Origin of the sequence: Paracoccus aminovorans, from assembly GCF_001546115.1 — a bacterium.
Lineage (GTDB): Bacteria > Pseudomonadota > Alphaproteobacteria > Rhodobacterales > Rhodobacteraceae > Paracoccus > Paracoccus aminovorans_B.
In genome coordinates this window covers 2008062-2024219 of sequence record NZ_KQ955208.1, presented here as the reverse complement: position 1 = coordinate 2024219, position 16158 = coordinate 2008062, and the positions used below count along the sequence as shown (strand labels likewise).

The 16158-nt window shown below is 70.5% G+C and carries 17 protein-coding genes; 7 read left to right on the top strand and 10 right to left on the bottom strand.

From position 1 onward, the window contains the following. Positions 1–1050, bottom strand: a complete 1050-nt coding sequence (gene mnmH, locus ASV56_RS10380) for a tRNA 2-selenouridine(34) synthase MnmH (protein ID WP_062561898.1) — start codon at positions 1048–1050, stop codon at positions 1–3. After that, a complete protein-coding gene (locus tag ASV56_RS10375) occupies positions 1051–1635 on the bottom strand; it encodes a L,D-transpeptidase (protein ID WP_017999462.1) in 585 nt (194 codons plus the stop codon). 134 nt (positions 1636–1769) lie between these two features. Here ASV56_RS10375 and ASV56_RS10370 point away from each other — a divergent pair, with 134 nt between their 5' ends. From ASV56_RS10370 to ASV56_RS10360, 3 genes are read left to right on the top strand one after another with little or no spacing between them, the layout of a single operon-like run. Further along, positions 1770–2012, top strand: coding sequence for a hypothetical protein (locus tag ASV56_RS10370; protein ID WP_062561897.1), 243 nt, complete (start codon positions 1770–1772; stop codon positions 2010–2012). A 36-nt stretch (positions 2013–2048) separates the two neighbouring features. Further along, positions 2049–4484: a heavy metal translocating P-type ATPase gene (locus ASV56_RS10365; protein ID WP_062561896.1), complete on the top strand. Its 2436-nt coding sequence runs from the start codon at positions 2049–2051 to the stop codon at positions 4482–4484. Further along, a complete protein-coding gene (locus tag ASV56_RS10360) occupies positions 4481–5137 on the top strand; it encodes an arylesterase (RefSeq protein ID WP_062561895.1) in 657 nt (218 codons plus the stop codon). The genes ASV56_RS10365 and ASV56_RS10360 overlap by 4 nt, the downstream gene beginning before the upstream one ends. Positions 5138–5232: 95 nt before the next feature. Here the strand turns inward: ASV56_RS10360 and rpmB are convergent, their stop codons facing one another. From rpmB to meaB, 3 genes are all read right to left on the bottom strand, one after another. Next, positions 5233–5511: a 50S ribosomal protein L28 gene (gene rpmB / locus ASV56_RS10355; RefSeq protein ID WP_017999458.1), complete on the bottom strand. Its 279-nt coding sequence runs from the start codon at positions 5509–5511 to the stop codon at positions 5233–5235. 109 nt (positions 5512–5620) lie between these two features. Next, a complete protein-coding gene (locus ASV56_RS10350; RefSeq protein ID WP_062561894.1) occupies positions 5621–6235 on the bottom strand; it encodes a methylated-DNA--[protein]-cysteine S-methyltransferase in 615 nt (204 codons plus the stop codon). Beyond that, positions 6219–7208, bottom strand: coding sequence for a methylmalonyl Co-A mutase-associated GTPase MeaB (gene meaB, locus ASV56_RS10345; RefSeq protein WP_062561893.1), 990 nt, complete (start codon positions 7206–7208; stop codon positions 6219–6221). The genes ASV56_RS10350 and meaB overlap by 17 nt, the downstream gene beginning before the upstream one ends. 124 nt (positions 7209–7332) lie before the next feature. Between meaB and ASV56_RS10340 the strand changes: the two genes are divergently transcribed. The 4 genes from ASV56_RS10340 to ASV56_RS23545 all read left to right on the top strand — a co-directional run bounded on the left by ASV56_RS10340 (position 7333) and on the right by ASV56_RS23545 (position 10765). Next, positions 7333–7695, top strand: a complete 363-nt coding sequence (locus tag ASV56_RS10340; RefSeq protein ID WP_062561892.1) for a thioredoxin domain-containing protein — start codon at positions 7333–7335, stop codon at positions 7693–7695. A gap of 69 nt (positions 7696–7764) precedes the next feature. Further along, positions 7765–9057: a serine--tRNA ligase gene (gene serS, locus ASV56_RS10335; protein ID WP_062561891.1), complete on the top strand. Its 1293-nt coding sequence runs from the start codon at positions 7765–7767 to the stop codon at positions 9055–9057. A 10-nt stretch (positions 9058–9067) separates the two neighbouring features. Continuing rightward, a complete protein-coding gene (locus tag ASV56_RS10330) occupies positions 9068–9913 on the top strand; it encodes a hypothetical protein (RefSeq protein WP_253879950.1) in 846 nt (281 codons plus the stop codon). A 94-nt stretch (positions 9914–10007) separates the two neighbouring features. Further along, positions 10008–10765, top strand: a protein-coding gene (locus ASV56_RS23545) for an IS5 family transposase (RefSeq protein ID WP_156429122.1) whose coding sequence is annotated in 2 segments (ribosomal slippage) — positions 10008–10332 and positions 10332–10765 — 759 coding nt in all. Because the reading frame shifts where the segments join, the coding sequence is not laid out codon by codon here. A gap of 13 nt (positions 10766–10778) precedes the next feature. On the opposite strand, the gene der is transcribed toward ASV56_RS23545, so the two are convergent. The 5 genes from der to ASV56_RS10295 all read right to left on the bottom strand — a co-directional run bounded on the left by der (position 10779) and on the right by ASV56_RS10295 (position 16099). After that, positions 10779–12254, bottom strand: a complete 1476-nt coding sequence (der, locus tag ASV56_RS10315; protein ID WP_062561889.1) for a ribosome biogenesis GTPase Der — start codon at positions 12252–12254, stop codon at positions 10779–10781. After that, the gene (locus ASV56_RS10310; protein ID WP_062561888.1) at positions 12251–13573 is read right to left on the bottom strand and encodes a PQQ-binding-like beta-propeller repeat protein; all 1323 of its coding nucleotides are present in this window, start codon (positions 13571–13573) and stop codon (positions 12251–12253) included. Before ASV56_RS10310 ends, der begins: the two co-directional genes overlap by 4 nt. An 85-nt stretch (positions 13574–13658) precedes the next feature. Next, positions 13659–14354 (bottom strand): tetratricopeptide repeat protein, encoded by a 696-nt coding sequence (locus ASV56_RS10305; protein WP_062561887.1) that lies wholly within the window; start codon positions 14352–14354, stop codon positions 13659–13661. A gap of 41 nt (positions 14355–14395) precedes the next feature. After that, positions 14396–15307 (bottom strand): EamA family transporter RarD, encoded by a 912-nt coding sequence (rarD, locus tag ASV56_RS10300; protein WP_062562317.1) that lies wholly within the window; start codon positions 15305–15307, stop codon positions 14396–14398. A 192-nt stretch (positions 15308–15499) separates the two neighbouring features. Beyond that, a complete protein-coding gene (locus tag ASV56_RS10295) occupies positions 15500–16099 on the bottom strand; it encodes a superoxide dismutase (protein WP_062561886.1) in 600 nt (199 codons plus the stop codon). Between the last annotated feature and the right edge of the window lie 59 nt (positions 16100–16158).

Here is a 16158-nt window from a genome sequence, read left to right as displayed (position 1 = left end):
TCACCGATTGAGCCCCGCCAGCGCCGCCTCGACCCGGGTCGTCGCCGCGTCCAGGTCGTCCAGCCGCTCCAACGCCACCACCCGGCCGCGACCGCCGTCATGCCGGGCGCGGTGCTTGTCATAGCGCGGGTCGTAATGGTCGCGCATCAGCCCCAGCGCCAGGCCGGTCCAGTCCCGCGCCTGAACCAGGCGCAGCCAATCCGCGATGCGCTCGGCCGGATGCAGCGGGCGCAGGCTTTCGACGATGCGCGCCACCCGCGCCGGCTCGGCGCAGGCATCGCCATAGCTTTGGGCGGTATAGGCGGCGCGGGCCTCGACCGGCACCGCCAGCCGCAGCCGAGGCGCGGCGATGATCGCCTGCCAGATGCCGCGCGGCAGGTTCACCTCGCCGATGCGCGAGCTTTCGGCCTCGACCAGCAGCGGGCGCGCGGGGTCCAGCGCCTCCAGCGCCATGGCGAGCCGGCTTTCGAACAGCTTCTGCGACGGCTGCCCGCCCGGCAGGGCGCCGAACAGGCTGCCGCGATGGTTGGCGAGCCCCTCCAGGTCCAGCACCTGATGCCCGCGCGCGGCCAGGCGATGCAGGATCTCGGTCTTGGCGCTGCCGGTGTTGCCGTCCAGCACCACGACCGGCGCCGCGACATCGGCCGTCACCCGCGCCACCACCAGCGACCGCCAGGCCTTGTAGCCGCCCTCGATGCGACCGACGCGCCAGCCGATCTGGCCCAGAATGGTGGCAAAGGCGCCCGAGCGCTGCCCGCCGCGCCAGCAATAGACCAAGGGCCGCCAGCCGCCGCCGAACCCCGCCAGCGGCCCGGCGATATGGCGCGCGGCATTGGCGGCGACCAGGGCGCCGCCCAGCTTGCGGGCATCGAACGGGGAAACCTGCTTGTAGATCGTGCCGACCTGCGCGCGCTCCTCGTCCGACAGCACCGGCAGGTTGATCGCGCCCGGCAGGTGGTCCTCGGCGAATTCCGAGGGCGAGCGCGTGTCGATCACGGCGTCGAACCCGGCCAGCGCCGGATCCGACAGGGATGTCAGGCGGATGTCCAATCAGTAGACATAGACCGGGGTGCCGACCGGGACCTGCTCGTAAAGGTCCATCACCGCCTCGTTGCGCATGCGGATGCAGCCGTTCGAGACGGCGCGGCCGATCGAATTCGGCTCAGTCGTGCCGTGGATGCGGATCGAGGTGTCGTTGCCCTTGGCATCATACATGTAAAGCGCGCGGGCCCCCAGCGGGTTGGTCGGGCCGCCCGGCATGCCATCGGCCCATTTGCCGTATTGCGCCGGCTTGCGCTTGATCATCGCCGGCGTCGGGCGCCAGCTCGGCCATTCGGTCTTGCGGCCGACGGTGGCGCGGCCCTTCCAGACCAGCTCGTCCTTGCCGACGGCGACGCCATAGCGGATCGCCCGGCCCGGTGCCACGACGTGATACAGGAAGAAGTCCTTCGAGACCACGACGATGCTGCCGACCTCGAAATCGTTGCGGATCGCCACTTCGGTCGGGGCATAGGGGTCGCGCTTCGGCTCGGCCTGGGCCTTGGCGGCGGCGGGCTGCGCCTTTTCCTGCGCGAAAAGCAGCGTGGGCGCGGCCACCAGCGGCAGCGCGGCCATCAGCATCTGTCTGCGGTTCATCTCTGCGTCCTGAATCCTTGCAATCCTTGCCCATCCGCCTAACCGCTCACGCGCGCGGGATCAACTCAAAGCGCCGTGACGCGGTTGAATCGCGCGGCAAACGTGCCTAGCTTGCATCGGGAAGGAGCCTGCCGATGTGCTGCGCCACGCGCCCCCAGCCCCGCAAAGCCACGCCTCGCCCCGCGCATCTGTGCCGGGGCCGGGGCGGACGCGGCTGCCGCTGCCATGCCGGCGCGCGCCGGCGGCTGGCCCGTCCGGTGCTGGCCGGCAACGGCCACCCGCTGCGCTGGCGCCCTGCGCCCGAGGATCCGCCGCCGGTGATGCGGGTCCTGCACGACCCGCCGCAACGCCCGCAGGCCCCGCCCTGTCCCGTCTGAATCGCGACGAACCGCCATTCTGACAGGACAGGACCCATGACCAAACATCCGACCGATGCCGAGCTGACCGTCACCGGCATGAGCTGCGCCTCTTGCGTGGGGCGCGTGGAAAAGGCGCTGCGCGCCGTGCCCGGCCTTTCCGACCCGCAGGTGAACCTGGCGACCGGCCGGGCGCATTTCCGCGTCGCCACGCCCGAGGCGCTGAGCGGCGCCGTCGCCGCGCTGCAGGGCGCCGGCTATCCGGCCGAACCGCTGCAGACCCGCCTGAATGTCGAGGGCATGACCTGCGCCTCGTGCTCGGGCCGGGTGGAAAAGGCGCTCTCGGCCCTGCCGGGCTTGAGCTCGGCGCAGGTGAACCTGGCGACCGGCAGCGCCACGGTGCTGCATTCGCCCGCTGTCACGCCGCAGGCGCTGGCCGAAGCGGTGACCGCCAAGGGCTATCCGGCCGAGGTGCAGGCCGAGGCCGGCCCTCACATGCACGACCACGGCACCGACGCCGCGACGCTGAAGCGCCATTTCCTGGTCGCGCTGGCGCTGACCCTGCCGGTCTTCGTGGCCGAGATGGGCGGCCATGCCTTCCCCGGTTTCCACCACTGGCTGCATATGGCGATCGGCCAGCAGCTGCTGTGGGTGCTGGAATTCCTGCTGACCACGGCGGTGCTGGCCGGGCCGGGGCGGATGTTCTTCCGCATCGGCTTTCCCGCGCTCGCCCGCCGCGCGCCCGAGATGAACAGCCTGGTCGCGCTCGGCGCCTCGGCGGCGTGGCTTTACTCGACCGTGGCGACCTTTGCCCCCGGCCTGCTGCCCGAGGATTCGCGGCATGTGTATTTCGAGGCCGCCGCGGTCATCGTCACGCTGATCCTGCTGGGCCGCTGGCTGGAGGCGCGGGCCAAGGGCCAGGCCGGCGACGCCATCCGCCGGCTGGTCGAGCTGGCCCCCGATACGGCGCTGGTCCAGCGTGACGGCGCGGCGCGCGAACTGCCGGTGGCCGAACTGCGCCCCGGCGACATCGTCCACCTGCGCCCCGGCGAGCGCGTTGCGGTGGACGGCGTGCTGACCGAGGGCAGCGGCCATATCGACGAATCCATGCTGACCGGCGAGCCGCTGCCGGTGCTCAAGACCCCGGGCGACCGGGTGACGGGCGGCACGGTCAACACCGGCGCGGCGCTCAGCTTCCGCGTCACCGCCACCGGCGCCGACACGGTGCTCGCGCGCATCATCCGCATGGTCGAGGACGCGCAGGCCGCCAAGCTGCCGGTGCAGGCGCTGGTCGACCGCATCACCGCGGTCTTCGTCCCGGTGGTGATGGGCCTTGCCGCGCTGACCTTCGTGCTGTGGATGGTCTTCGCGGGCACGCTGGGGCCGGCGCTGGTGGCGGCGATCTCGGTCCTGATCATCGCCTGCCCCTGCGCCATGGGGCTGGCGGTGCCGGTCTCGATCATGGTCGGCACCGGGCGCGGCGCCGAGCTGGGCGTGCTGTTCCGGCGCGGCGACGCGCTGCAACGGCTGGCCGAGGCGCGCGTGGTCGCCTTCGACAAGACCGGCACGCTGACGCAAGGCGCCCCTGCCCTGACCGAGATGGCGGTGGAGGGCATCGACCGCGCCGAGGCGCTGCGGCTGGCCGCCAGCGCCGAGGCGCGCTCGGAGCATCCGCTGGCCACCGCGATCCTGGCCGCCGCGCGGCGCGAGGGCGTGACGCTGGCCCCGGCCAGCGCCGTGACCGCCAGCGCCGGGCGCGGGCTGACGGCCGAGGTCGAGGGCCATGCCCTGCTGATCGGCAATGCCGCCGCGCTGGCCGAGGCCGGCGTTGCCGCCGCGCCCAGTCTGCTGGGCCGCGCCGAAGGCTGGGCCGCGGATGGCGCGACGCCGGTGCATCTGGCGCTGGACGGGCGCCACGTCGCCGCCATGGCCATGGCCGATCCCGTCCGCCCCGAGGCGGCCGAGGCCATCGCCGCGCTGCACGAGATGGGGCTGCGCACGGCGATGATCTCGGGCGACGTGCCGGCCACGGCCCAGGCGGTCGGCGGCAGGCTGGGCATCGACGACGTCACCGCCGGCGTCCTGCCCGAGGGCAAGCTGGCCGCGATCCGCGACATGGGGCATGACGGCGGCCGCGGCACGGTCTTCGTCGGCGACGGCATCAACGACGCCCCGGCGCTGGCGGCGGCCGAGACCGGCATCGCCATCGGCACCGGCACCGATGTCGCCATCGAATCGGCCGAGGTGGTGCTGGTCGGCGGCGATCCCTTGGGCGTGCCCCGCGCCATCCGGCTGTCGCGCGACGTGATGCGCAATATCCGGCAGAACCTTTTCTGGGCCTTCGGCTATAATGCGGCGCTGATTCCGGTCGCCATGGGGGCGCTGGTGCCCTTTGGCGGGCCGCAGATGTCGCCCATGCTGGGGGCGGGCGCCATGGCGCTGTCCTCGGTCTTCGTGGTCAGTAATGCGTTGCGCTTAAGGAGAGCGGGATGAAACTGAAGGCCCTGCTGTTCACCCTGATGCTGGCCTTGGCGGCCGGGCCGCTGGCCGCGGCGCCGCTGCGCATCCTCGCCTTCGGCGACAGCCTGACCGAGGGGCTGGGCCTGCCGAAGGGCAAGGGGCTGGTGCCGCAGCTGCAAGCCTGGCTCAAGGCGCGCGGCCATGACGTGGTGCTGCTGAACGGCGGGCTTTCGGGCGATACCACCGCCGGCGGGCGGGTGCGGATCGGCTATTCGCTGGCCCGCCACAAGCCCGACGCGGTCATCGTCCAGCTGGGCGGCAACGATCTCTTGATGGGCTTCACCCCCGGCATGGCCGAGAAGAACCTCGATTCCATCCTGACCCAGGCCGGGACGGGCGACAAGCCGCTGCTGCTGGTCGGCATCGCCCTGCCGCAGCAGGACGAGCCGCTGCGCGACGACTGGGCCGCGATCTGGCCGCGGCTGGGCGCGCGCCACGACGCGCTGGTGTTTCCGAACCTGTATCAGCCGCTCTACGACCAGCCGGGCGAGGCCTATATGTCGCTGCTGCAACAGGACGGCATGCATGCCTCGGCCAAGGGCGTGGCGCTGATCGTCGAATCGCTGGGCCCGAAGGTCGAGGAGCTGATCGCCCGCACCGCGGCCGAGCAGCAGGCCCGGAACTGAAGCCAGGGGCCAGACATGCAAAAGCCCCGCCATGGGCGGGGCGCATCGCATCCGCGACCGGGCCTCGAATCGACAGGCCCGGCGGGATTTCGGGCTCAGGCTTCTTTCGCCAGCTCGCGCTTGATCTTCAGCGCGCGGTCCGACAGCTCGGCGTCCTTGGCTTTCGCCAGGAAGGCGTCCAGGCCGCCACGGTGATCGACCGAGCGCAGCGCCGCGGCCGAGATGCGCAGCTGGTAGCTGCGGCCCAGCTTTTCGGACAGCAGCGAAACCTCGTTCAGGTTCGGCAGGAAGCGGCGACGGGTCTTGTTGTTGGCGTGGGAGACGTTGTTGCCGCTCATCGGGCCCTTGCCGGTCAGTTCGCAAACGCGCGACATGATCTTGTTCCTTCGATTCGTTTGAGCGGTTGCCCGCAATATGAAAGGGCGCCGCGAGGCAGCGCCCGGAATTTCGTCTGCGCGGGAATAAGGCCAGTCTCGCCGCGCGTCAAGCCTTTTCGGCCGGGAAATCCCCGGCGAAAGCCGGCTGCGGCAGCAGCGAACCGCCGCTTTCATGCCGCAGCAGCGCCTGCTTGCGCCACAGCCCGCCGCCATAGCCGGTCAGGGCCCCGTCGGCGCCCAGGATGCGATGGCAGGGAATCACCAGCGCCAGCCGGTTCGCCCCATTGGCCCGCGCCACCGCCCGCACCGCCCGGGGCTGGCCGATGCGCCGGGCCAGCGCGCCATAGCTGAGGACGGTGCCGGCGGGAATGCGGCAGAGCTCCTGCCAGACCCGGCGCTGGAAGGGCGTGCCCCAGGCGGCCAGCGGCAGGTCGAAATCCCTGCGGGCGCCGTCGAACCAGGCGGCGAGCTGGGCCGCCGTCAGGTCGGTGACCGGGGTGCGGCCGGGGGCGATGCCGCCCGCCTCGGCGGCGAGGCGCCGCAGCTCGGCCGCGAGTTCCGGGCGGTCGGCGAATTCCAGCAGGTGCAAGGCGCCGCCGTCGGCAACCGCGACCATCGCCCCCAGCGGCGTGGCGAACCAATGCGCCGCAAGCCGGGCCGTCCCGGGCGGCGGGCCGATGAGCCGGGCCAGTTCGGCCGCCGGATCAGCCGGGATGGCCATGCGAATCGCCCGCGGTCGCCAGCCAGTCGAGCATCTGCGCCGCCGCCCGGTCGGGATCGTTGTCGCCCCGCGCCACGGCGTCGCCGATGCGCCGCAGCCGGCCGCGCACCTCGGGGCGGTCGAGCCGCGCCAGCAGGCCCGCGCGCAGTTCGGACAGGAACCAGTGCCGCGCCTGCTCGGCCCGGCGGGCGGCGAAATGGCCGTGTTCCCGGCGCCAGTCGGCCAGCTCGGTCATGTCGGCCCAGGCGCGCTCCAGCCCCTCGCCGGAATAGGCCGAGACCGGCAGGGCGCGGGGGAAGCCCGGCGGATCATAGGGGCGCTTGCGCAGCAGTCGCAGGGCGCCGGCGTAATCGGCGACGGTCCGCATCGCGGTGTCGCGCAGCTCGCCATCGGCCTTGTTGACCAAGATGATGTCGGCAATCTCCATGATGCCGCGCTTGACGCCCTGGAGCTCGTCGCCGCCGGCCGGGGCAAGCAGCAGGATGAACAGGTCGGACATTTCCGCGACCAGGGTCTCGGATTGCCCGACGCCCACCGTCTCGATCAGCACCACGTCGAAGCCCGCGCCTTCGCACAGCCGCACCGTCTCGCGCGTGCGGCGGGCGACGCCGCCCAGTTCGGCGCGGGACGGCGAGGGGCGGATGAAGGCCAGCGGATCGCGGCTCAGCGTCTCCATCCGGGTCTTGTCGCCCAGGATCGAGCCGCCCGAGCGCGCCGAGCTGGGATCGACCGCCAGCACCGCGACCTTCAGCCCCTGCGCGGTCAGCATCTTGCCGAAAGCCTCGATGAAGGTGGACTTGCCGACGCCCGGCGTGCCCGAAAGCCCGATGCGCAGCGCCTGGCGCGGCGGCAGCTCCGACAGCAGCTGCACGGCGCGGGCGCGGTGTTCCGGGCGGGTGCTTTCGATCAGCGTGATCGCACGCGACAAGGCGCGGCGATTGCCCTGCACCAGCGGTTCCGTCAACTCGTCCATGCTCTCGCCCCTCCCCGGCTGTCGCTGGCGGGGGCCTACCGCCCCCGCACCCCCGTGGATATTTGCACAAGAAAGAACTGTAAACGCGCTTGTCCCGCCGGAGAGGCGCGCCTAGCGTGCCGCCATGATGCTGACGCGACGGATCATGCTGGCCGGGATGGCGGTTTTCGCGGCGGGGCCGGCCCTGGCCGCGCCGCCCTTGCGGCTCTTGATGGTGCGGCGCAAGGGCTGCGTCTATTGCGCGCAGTGGGACCGCGAGATCGCGCCGGTCTATGCCGCCCACCCCGAGGGCAGGGCCGCGCCGCTGATGGTGGTCGATCGCGACGGGCCCTATCCCGACGGGCTGGCGCTGGCCCGGCGGCCCTGGCTGACGCCGACCTTCATCCTGCTGAGTGGCGGCGCCGAGGTGGCGCGCTTCGAAGGCTATCCCGGCGCCGAGAGGTTCTTTCCGGTGTTGCGGGACATGCTGGCAAAAGCGGAGGGCTAAGGCTTTCGCCCCAGGCCGCTTTGAGTTATCCGAGCGTGTAGTAAGCACTTACTTTACACGGGTCCAGCTATGCACGACATCCGCGCCATCCGCGAAAACCCCGCCGCTTTCGACGCCGCCCTGGGCTTGCGCAACCTGGCCCCGGTGTCGCCGCAGATCCTGTCGCTGGATGCCGAGCGTCGCGCCCGCATCGCGGCCGCCGAGACCGCGCAGGCCGAACAGAACAAGGCCAGCAAGGAGGCAGGCAGCGCCAAGGGCCGCGGCGACGAGGCCGAGTTCGAGCGGCTGCGCGCCCTGGTCGGCGCCAAGAAGGACGAAATCGCCGCCATGCAGGCCGAGGCCTCGGCGCTGGACGGGCAGCTGCGTGAGCTGCTGCTGACGATCCCGAACCTGCCGCTGGACAGCGTACCGCCCGGCAAGGACGAGGAGGACAATGTCGAGATCCGCCGCTGGGGCGCGCCGCGCAGCTTCGATTTCCCCCCGCGCGAGCATTTCGAGATCGCGGGCGTCAAGCCCGGCATGGATTTCGAGACCGCCGCCAAGCTCTCCGGCTCGCGCTTCGTGGTGCTGAAGGGCGGCGTCGCCCGGGTGCAGCGGGCGCTGGCGCAGTTCATGCTGGACCTGCACAGCAGCGAACATGGGCTGGAAGAGACCTGGACCCCGGTGCTGGTGCTCTCGGAGATGATGGAGGGCACCGGGCAATTGCCGAAATTCGGCGAGGACAGCTATCAGACCCGAGAGGGCTGGTGGCTGATCCCGACCTCGGAGGTGACGCTGACCAATACCGTGAACGGCGCGCTGGTCGATCATGCCAGCCTGCCGCGCCGCATGGTGGCGCATAGCCAGTGCTTCCGCTCGGAAGCCGGCAGCGCCGGGCGCGACACCTCGGGCATGCTGCGCCAGCATCAGTTCGAGAAGGTCGAGATGGTCTCGATCACCGATGCCGCCTCGGGGGTCGCGGAACATGCCCGGATGACGAAATGCGCCGAGGCGGTGCTGGAGCGGCTGGGCCTGCCCTATCGCACCATCGTGCTGTGCGGCGGCGACATGGGCTTCGGCGCCCGCATCACCCATGACCTGGAGGTCTGGCTGCCCGGGCAGGATCGTTATCGCGAGATTTCCAGCGTCAGCTATTGCGGCGATTTCCAGGCCCGGCGCATGAACGCGCGCTATCGCCCGGACGGCGGCGGCAAGCCCGAGTTCGTGCATACGCTGAACGGCTCGGGCCTGGCCGTCGGGCGCACGCTGATCGCGGTGCTGGAGAACGGCCAGCAGGCCGACGGCTCGGTGGTGCTGCCCGAGGCGCTGCATCCCTATCTGGGCGGCAAGACCCGGCTGGGCGCGGACGGCGTGCTGGCCTGAAGCGCGGCGCGTGAATTCCCGTGCCGCGAAACCCGGTCCCGCCGGGCTGCGTTTCCTGCGCATGTCTCGCATGGGCGCCCAGCTGCTGACCGTGGCGGTGCTGGCCTTCATCGCCAGCACCATGGCCTATGCGCTGATGCCGGGCCGGCCGGCAGCGGGCCCGCCCTCGGAGGCGCCGGGCGTGGACCTGGCCTGGCTGTTCCTGCGTCCGCGCGACCCGGGCATGCTGGCGCTGCTGGCCACGGTCTGGGCGGCGCTGGGTTATCACCTGCTGCGGCTGTGGCTGGAGATCCGCCGCATCGCCCGCGCCGGCCGGCCACCGGCGCAGCTGGCCGGCCCGCCGGTGCCCGAGGACCTGCTGCGCCAGCACGACCGCGACATGAGCCTGCCCGAACATGCGCCGCTGATCCTGGCGCTGCTGGTCGGCGCGGTCTGGCCCTGGCTGCTGGCGCAGACCCCGGTCATGGCCTTTTTGCTGTCGGCGGTGACGCTGGCCGGCGCCTTGGCCGCCGCGCTGCGCGGCATCCGGCAGGGCGCCGTGGTCAAGCGCAGCTCAACGCTGGGCTTCATCGCCGGCTGGGCGCTGCTGGTTTGCCTGACGGTCTTTGCCGGACTGCTGGAGCAGCGGCTGGGGGTGCCGCAGAAGCTGGCGGTCGGGCTTGCCACGCTGATCGGTGCCGTGGCGGCGGTCAGCGTGCAGCTGCGCATGCCGCGCCGCACCGGCTTCAGCGTGGCGCTGATCTGGGGGCTGATCGGCATCGCCGCCAGCACGGTCAGCACCGACGCCACCATCGCCACCGCGACCGTGGTCGCCATCGCCATCATCGCCGTGGCGCTGGTGCGGGCGACGACCTAGAGCGCCCTCCTCGGGCGACGACCTAGAGGACGTCTTCATTTGGGAATTCCCCTGTTGCGGAAGTTCTGATTCAAGATCGAAAACGGAGGCGATCTTGAGCAGGCGAAGCTTGACGGGCGTACAATGGGATCGGATCGGGCCACTGCTGCCCGGGAAGGCCGGTGATCGGGGCCGCAGCGGCGCCGACAACCGACTGCTCATCGACGCGGTGCTGTGGCTGGCGCGGGGTGCCTCGCCCTGGCGCGATCTTCCTCCGGAGCTGGGGCACTGGAAGAGCGTCTACACCCGGTTCCGGCGCTGGTCCCGCTCGGGGGTATGGGAGCGTCTTTTCAAGGAGTTGAGCACCGATCCCGATTTCGAATACGTGCTGATCGACGCGACCATATCGAAGGTCCATGCCGATGCGACCTCACAAAAGGGGGGCTTGAGGCTCACGCCATCGGCCGGTCCCGCGGCGGGCTGACGACCAAGATCCATGCCGCGGTGGACGCGCTCGGCCTGCCGGTCCGGTTCGCGATCACACCGGGCCATTGGGCCGACAGCCCGCAGGCCGAGGGGCTGATCGCGGGCCTCGCGGGCGTCGGCCATGTCGTTGCCGACGCCGGATACGACACCGAGGCACTGCGCCGCTTCATCGCCGATGACCTGCACGCCACTGCCCAGATCAGGCGCAACCGCAGCCGTGCGGGGAGCCGTCCTCTGGATCGGGCGCTCTACAAGGAACGTCACCTCGTCGAGTGCTTCTTCAACCAGATCAAACGCTTCCGCCGTATCGCCCTGAGATGCGAGAAAACTGTCGCATCGTTCAAAGCCTTCATCGACCTCGCCTGCGCAATGGCGTGGATCGCCTAAATGAAGACGCCCCCTAGGCGCTCTTGGGTTTCTGCCGGGTCTTGTGCTTGGACAGCGCGCCCGACTGGTTGATCTTGTTCGCCTTGTCCCGGTAGGGGTTCTTCGTGCCCTGGTCGCGGAAGGTCAGCCGGATCGGCGTGCCGGGCATGTCGAAATCCGCCCGCAAGCCATTGACCAGATAACGCTGATAGCTGTCGGGCAGCTTGTCGACATGCGTCGCCATGACCACGAAGGCCGGCGGCCGGGTTTTCACCTGGGTCATGTAGCGCAGCCGGATGCGCCGGCCGCCCGGCGCCGGCGGCGGATGCGCCTCGGTCATGGCGCCCAGCCACTGGTTCAGCCGCGCGGTCGGAATGCGGCGGTTCCAGACCTCATGCGCTTTCAGGATCGCATTGTGCAGCCGGTCCAGCCCCTTGCCGGTGCGGGCCGAGACCGTCACCAAGGGCGCCCCCTTCAGCTGCGGCAAGAGCCGCTCGAAGGCCTCGCGCAACTCGTTCAGCTTCTGCGGCTTGTCCTCTTCCAGGTCCCACTTGTTCGCGGCGATGACCACGGCGCGGCCCTCGGTCTCGGCGAAATCGGCGATGCGCAGGTCCTGCTGCTCGAAGGGGATGCCGACGTCCAGAAGCACCACCACCACCTCGGCAAAGCGCACGGCGCGCAACCCGTCGGCGACGGAAAGCTTTTCCACCTTGTCGGTGACGCGGGCCTTTTTCCGCATCCCGGCGGTGTCGAAGATGCGGACCGGCGTGCCCATGAAATCGGCGCTGACGCTGATCGAATCGCGGGTGATGCCGGCCTCGGGGCCGGTCAGCAGCCGGTCCTCGCCCAGGATCTTGTTGATGAGGGTCGACTTGCCGGCGTTCGGGCGGCCGATCACCGCGATCTGCAAGGGCTTCGCGGCGGAGGGGCGCCAGCTTTCGTCGTCCTCCTCGTCGCCGTCCTCGGGCAGGTCGATGTCGGTTTCGGGCGCCTGCTGGACATTGGCGGCCTCGAACTGCTCGGCCAGCGGCAGGAGGGCGCGATAGAGGTCGTCCATGCCCTCGCCATGCTCGGCCGAAAGCCGCAGCGGCTCGCCCAGGCCCAAGGCATAGGCCTCCAGCGCGCCGGATTCGCCGGCCCGGCCCTCGGCCTTGTTGGCGGCCAGGATGATGTGTTTCGCCCGCTTGCGCAGGATGTCGGCGAAATATTCGTCGGCCGCGGTCACGCCGGCGCGGGCGTCGATGACGAACAGGCAGACGTCGGCCTCATCGACCGCGCGCTCGGTCAACCGGCGCATGCGGCCTTGCAGGCTGTCGTCCTCGGCCATTTCCAGACCGGCCGAATCGACCACGATGAAGCGCAGGTCGCCCAGGCGGCCCTGCCCTTCGCGCAGGTCGCGGGTCACGCCGGGCTGGTCGTCGACCAGCGCCAGGCGCTTGCCGACCAGGCGGTTGAACAGGGTGGACTTGCCGACATTCGGCCGCCCGACGATGGCGAGGGTGAAGCTCATCTATACGCGATCAACTGGCCGTCATGGGTGACGACGTAAAGGGTCTGGCCCGCCACGGCCGGCGCCGCCGCGGCGCCGCCCGGGATCTGGGCATTGCCGATCAGCGCGCCCGAGGCGGGATCGAAGACGCGCAGATAGCCGTCCGAGCCGGCAAGGTAAAGCTTGTTCCCCGCCAGCACCGGCCCATAGTGGTTCCAGACCTTCTGCTGCTTGCGGATCACGGCTTCGGTGAAATAGGGCAGCTTCTGCGCCCAGACCCGGCCGCCGTTCGCGGCATCCAGCCGGATCAGCTGCGCCTGGTCGTTGACCAGGAACACCGAATTGCCGACCGCCAGCACCGGGCTGGAGGCACCCTCGCGCGCCTCCCATTTCATCGCGCCGGTGGCGAGGTCGAAGGCGGCGACCCGGCCGGAACTGGTGCCGGCATAGACCGTATTGCCCGCGATCACCGGATCGCCGGTGACGTCGCGGAAATAGCCGACCGCGCGGCCCAGGCGCTGGCCGGCGACATTGGCGGTCCACAGCTGGTTGCCGGTGTTCGTGTCAACGCCCATGATCTCGCCCGTGGCATAGGGGAAGACCACGGTCGAGCCTGCGACCGCCGGAGCCGAGACGCCCATCACCCCGGCCATGCCGTCATTGCCGAAGGCGCGCCACAGCACCTTGCCGTCATTGGCGCGCACCGCCCAGCTGGTGGCGTCGCGGCCGCCGACATAGACCACGCCGTTCTGCACCGTGGGCGAGCCGCCGATCGGCGCCTCGACCCGCTGGCGCCAGGCGATGCCGCCGGTGCGCGCGTCCAGCGCCACCAGCTCGCCATAGCCGGTGGTGGCAAAGACCCGGTTGCCCTCGAAGGCCAGCCCGCCGCCCGAGACGCTGCGGTCGCCTTCGCCGGCCGGGCGCAGGTCCACGCTCCAGACCCGGCCGCCGCCCGTGGTGGTGGCGGTGACGCTGGACTGGCTGTCCAGGGTGAAGACCAGCCCCGCCGCCACCACCGGATCGGCGGTGATGCGATGGCGCTTGTCCGAGGCCTGGCCGATCGCCACCGCAAAGACCCGGCTGGTGCCGGCGCCGATCGCCATATTGCCCGAGGCGTGGCTGGCGCTGCCGGCGCGCTGCGGCCAGTCGCTGTTGCCGCGCACCGGCGGCAGCGACAGGGCGGCTGTGGTCGGCGCAGGCGCTCCCTCGGTCACCGGCCCGTCGGGCGACAGCACCGCGCGCGGGTCCAGCCGCTCTCCGGGCAGGATGGGGTCGCGCTGCTGGCAGGCCGAAAGGGCGGTCAGCCCGGCCAAAGCGGCGATCAGGGGCAGCCTCGTCATCGCTCTCTCCTCTGTCCGGGCCGGCGCGGGATGGGGCGCGGGCCGCGGGATCCGTTCTTGTCGTGCCGGCGCGGGCGGCGCCGGTTCAGTTCGCGGCCGGGGCCGGCATGGGTTGCGGGCCGGGGCCCTGCGGTTGCTCGGGCTCGGCGCCCAGGGTGATCTTCATCTCGGACAGGCGGCGGCGCAAGGGCTGCGAAAGCCCGTCCTTCTGCTGGATCTGGGTGATCAGCGTCACCGCGTCCTCGGTCCGGCCGGCGCCGATCAGCGCCACGGCCTTCTGCTCCAGCGCCAGCAGCTCGAAGGGGGCGCCGGGTTTCGACAGATCGGCCAGGATGCGGTCGCGTTCCGCCGCGTCCATGGACGGGCCCGCCGCCATCACCGCCTTGAGCAGCGCCAGGTCATGAAGCACCGGGTCGTCCTTGACCGCCGCGGCCGCGGCCTTGAGCCGCTCTGCGGCCTTCTGGTCCAGGCCGGCCTCGGCCTCGGCGCCGGCGGCCAGCATCTCGGCCAGCGCCTTGCGGCCCTGCCCGCCCTGCGGATCGACCGCGGCCAGCGCCGCGACCGGGTCGGACGCCTGTTGCGCGGCCAGCACGGCATCGCCCCAGGCCTCGGCCCGGGTCTCGTTCTGGCTGCGCGCATATTCGCGCCAGGCGGCGCCCGCGACGATGCCCAGGATGACCAGCAGCGCGATCCAGCCGAAGCGACGGAACAGCATGAACAGCCGGTCGCGCCGCAGATCCTCGGTGACCTCGTCGATGAAGCTGTCGTTCTGATTGGCCATGTCGCCCCCGGTGGTTCTGTCGCGCTGTTCTATACGCGGTTTCACCCGTTTGCCAATGGCGCCGCGCGCCGCGCCTGCCGCCAGGCCGCGCCGGAATAGATCGCCAGCGCCGTCCAGATCATCGCGAAGGCGATCATGTGCCAGCGGGTGAAGGGCTCGCCGAAGAGCAGGACCGCGCAGAGGAATTGCAGCGTCGGGTTCAGATAGAACATCAGCCCGACGGTGATCAGCGCCACCCGCCGCGCGGCATAGGCGAAGAGCACCAGCGGCACCGCGGTGATGAGGCCCGACAGGACCAGCAGCGCCGTTACCCAGGCCGAGCCGCCAAAGGCCAGCGGATGCAGCCAGGCGGCGGGCAGCCAGCCCAGGGCCTGCAGGGCAAGCCAGGCCAGCGCCAGCGGCGTCAGCAGCGCGACCTCGACCGCGACCGACATGACCGGGCCCAGCGGCAGGGATTTCTTGACCACGCCGTAAAGCCCCATGCTCAGCGCCAGGCCCAGGCTGATCCAGGGCGTGACGCCCAGGCCCAGGGTCAGGATCACCACCGCCAAAAGCGCGATGGCGACGGCGAGCCATTGCGCGGGGCCGAGATGCTCGCCGAAGAACAGCAGGCCCAGGGCGACGGTGACCAGCGGGAAGATGTAATAGCCGAGCGAGCTTTGCACGACAAGGCCGGCCTGGATCGCCCAGATGAACAGGCCCCAGTTCGACGAGACCAGCAGCGCCGCCGCCGCCGCGCGCAGCGCATGCGGGCCGGTCATCGCCTGCCACAGTTCTCGCAGCCGGCCCTGCCCGGCCAGCAGCAGCAGGAAGAAGCCGAGCGACCAGAGCGTGCGATGCGCCAGCACCTCGACCACCGGCACACTCGAAAGCTGGCGGTAGAAGATCGGCGACAGCCCCCAGGTGACGCAGACCAGGATGATCGCCCAGAAGCCCTTGGTGCCTTCGCTCATGCCCTCGCCCCTTTCGCCGCCGACCAGATGCGCCGGAATCGCGGCGGTGGCAAGCCGGGCCGGGGGCTCTGCCCCCACGCCCTTGGACCTCCTCGATGGAGGTCCAAGGGCGTTCCCCCGGGATATTTCGGCAAGAAAGAAACAAGGCCCGCCGGGTGAGGGCGGGCCTTGCGGTTCGTTCTGGCGAGCGGCTCAGAGGCGCGAGGCCACGTTTTCCCAGTTCACTAGGTTACCCAGGAAGTTTTCCAGGTATTTCGGCCGCGCATTGCGGAAGTCGATGTAATAGCTGTGCTCCCACACGTCGCAGCCCAGAAGCGCGGTCTGGCCGAAGCAGAGCGGGTTCACGCCGTTCTCGGTCTTGGTGATCTTCAGCGAGCCGTCCTTGTCCTTGACGAGCCAGGCCCAGCCCGAGCCGAACTGGCCGACGCCGGCTTCCGAGAACTTCTTCTTGAAGTCGTCGACCGAGCCGAAGGATTCGGTGATGGCCTTTTCCAGCTCGCCCGGGATGGCGCCGGCATTCGGACCCATCATTTCCCAGAACTGGCTGTGGTTCCAGTGCTGGCTGGCGTTGTTGAAGATGCCGTTCTGGGCCACGGCGCCCGACTGATAGGTGCCGGTGACGATGTCCTCGAGGCTCTTGCCTTCCCATTCGGTGCCGGCCACCAGCTCGTTCAGCTTGTCGACATAGGCCTTGTGGTGCTTGTCGTGGTGGTATTCCAGCGTCTCTTTCGACATGCCGCCAGCGGCAAGCGCGTCATGGGCATAGGGAAGGTCGGGAAGGGTGAAGGCCATTTTCGATTTCCTTTTCCAAGGGTTCCGGAGGATGTTCTGGCATGTCTGCCAGACGGGGA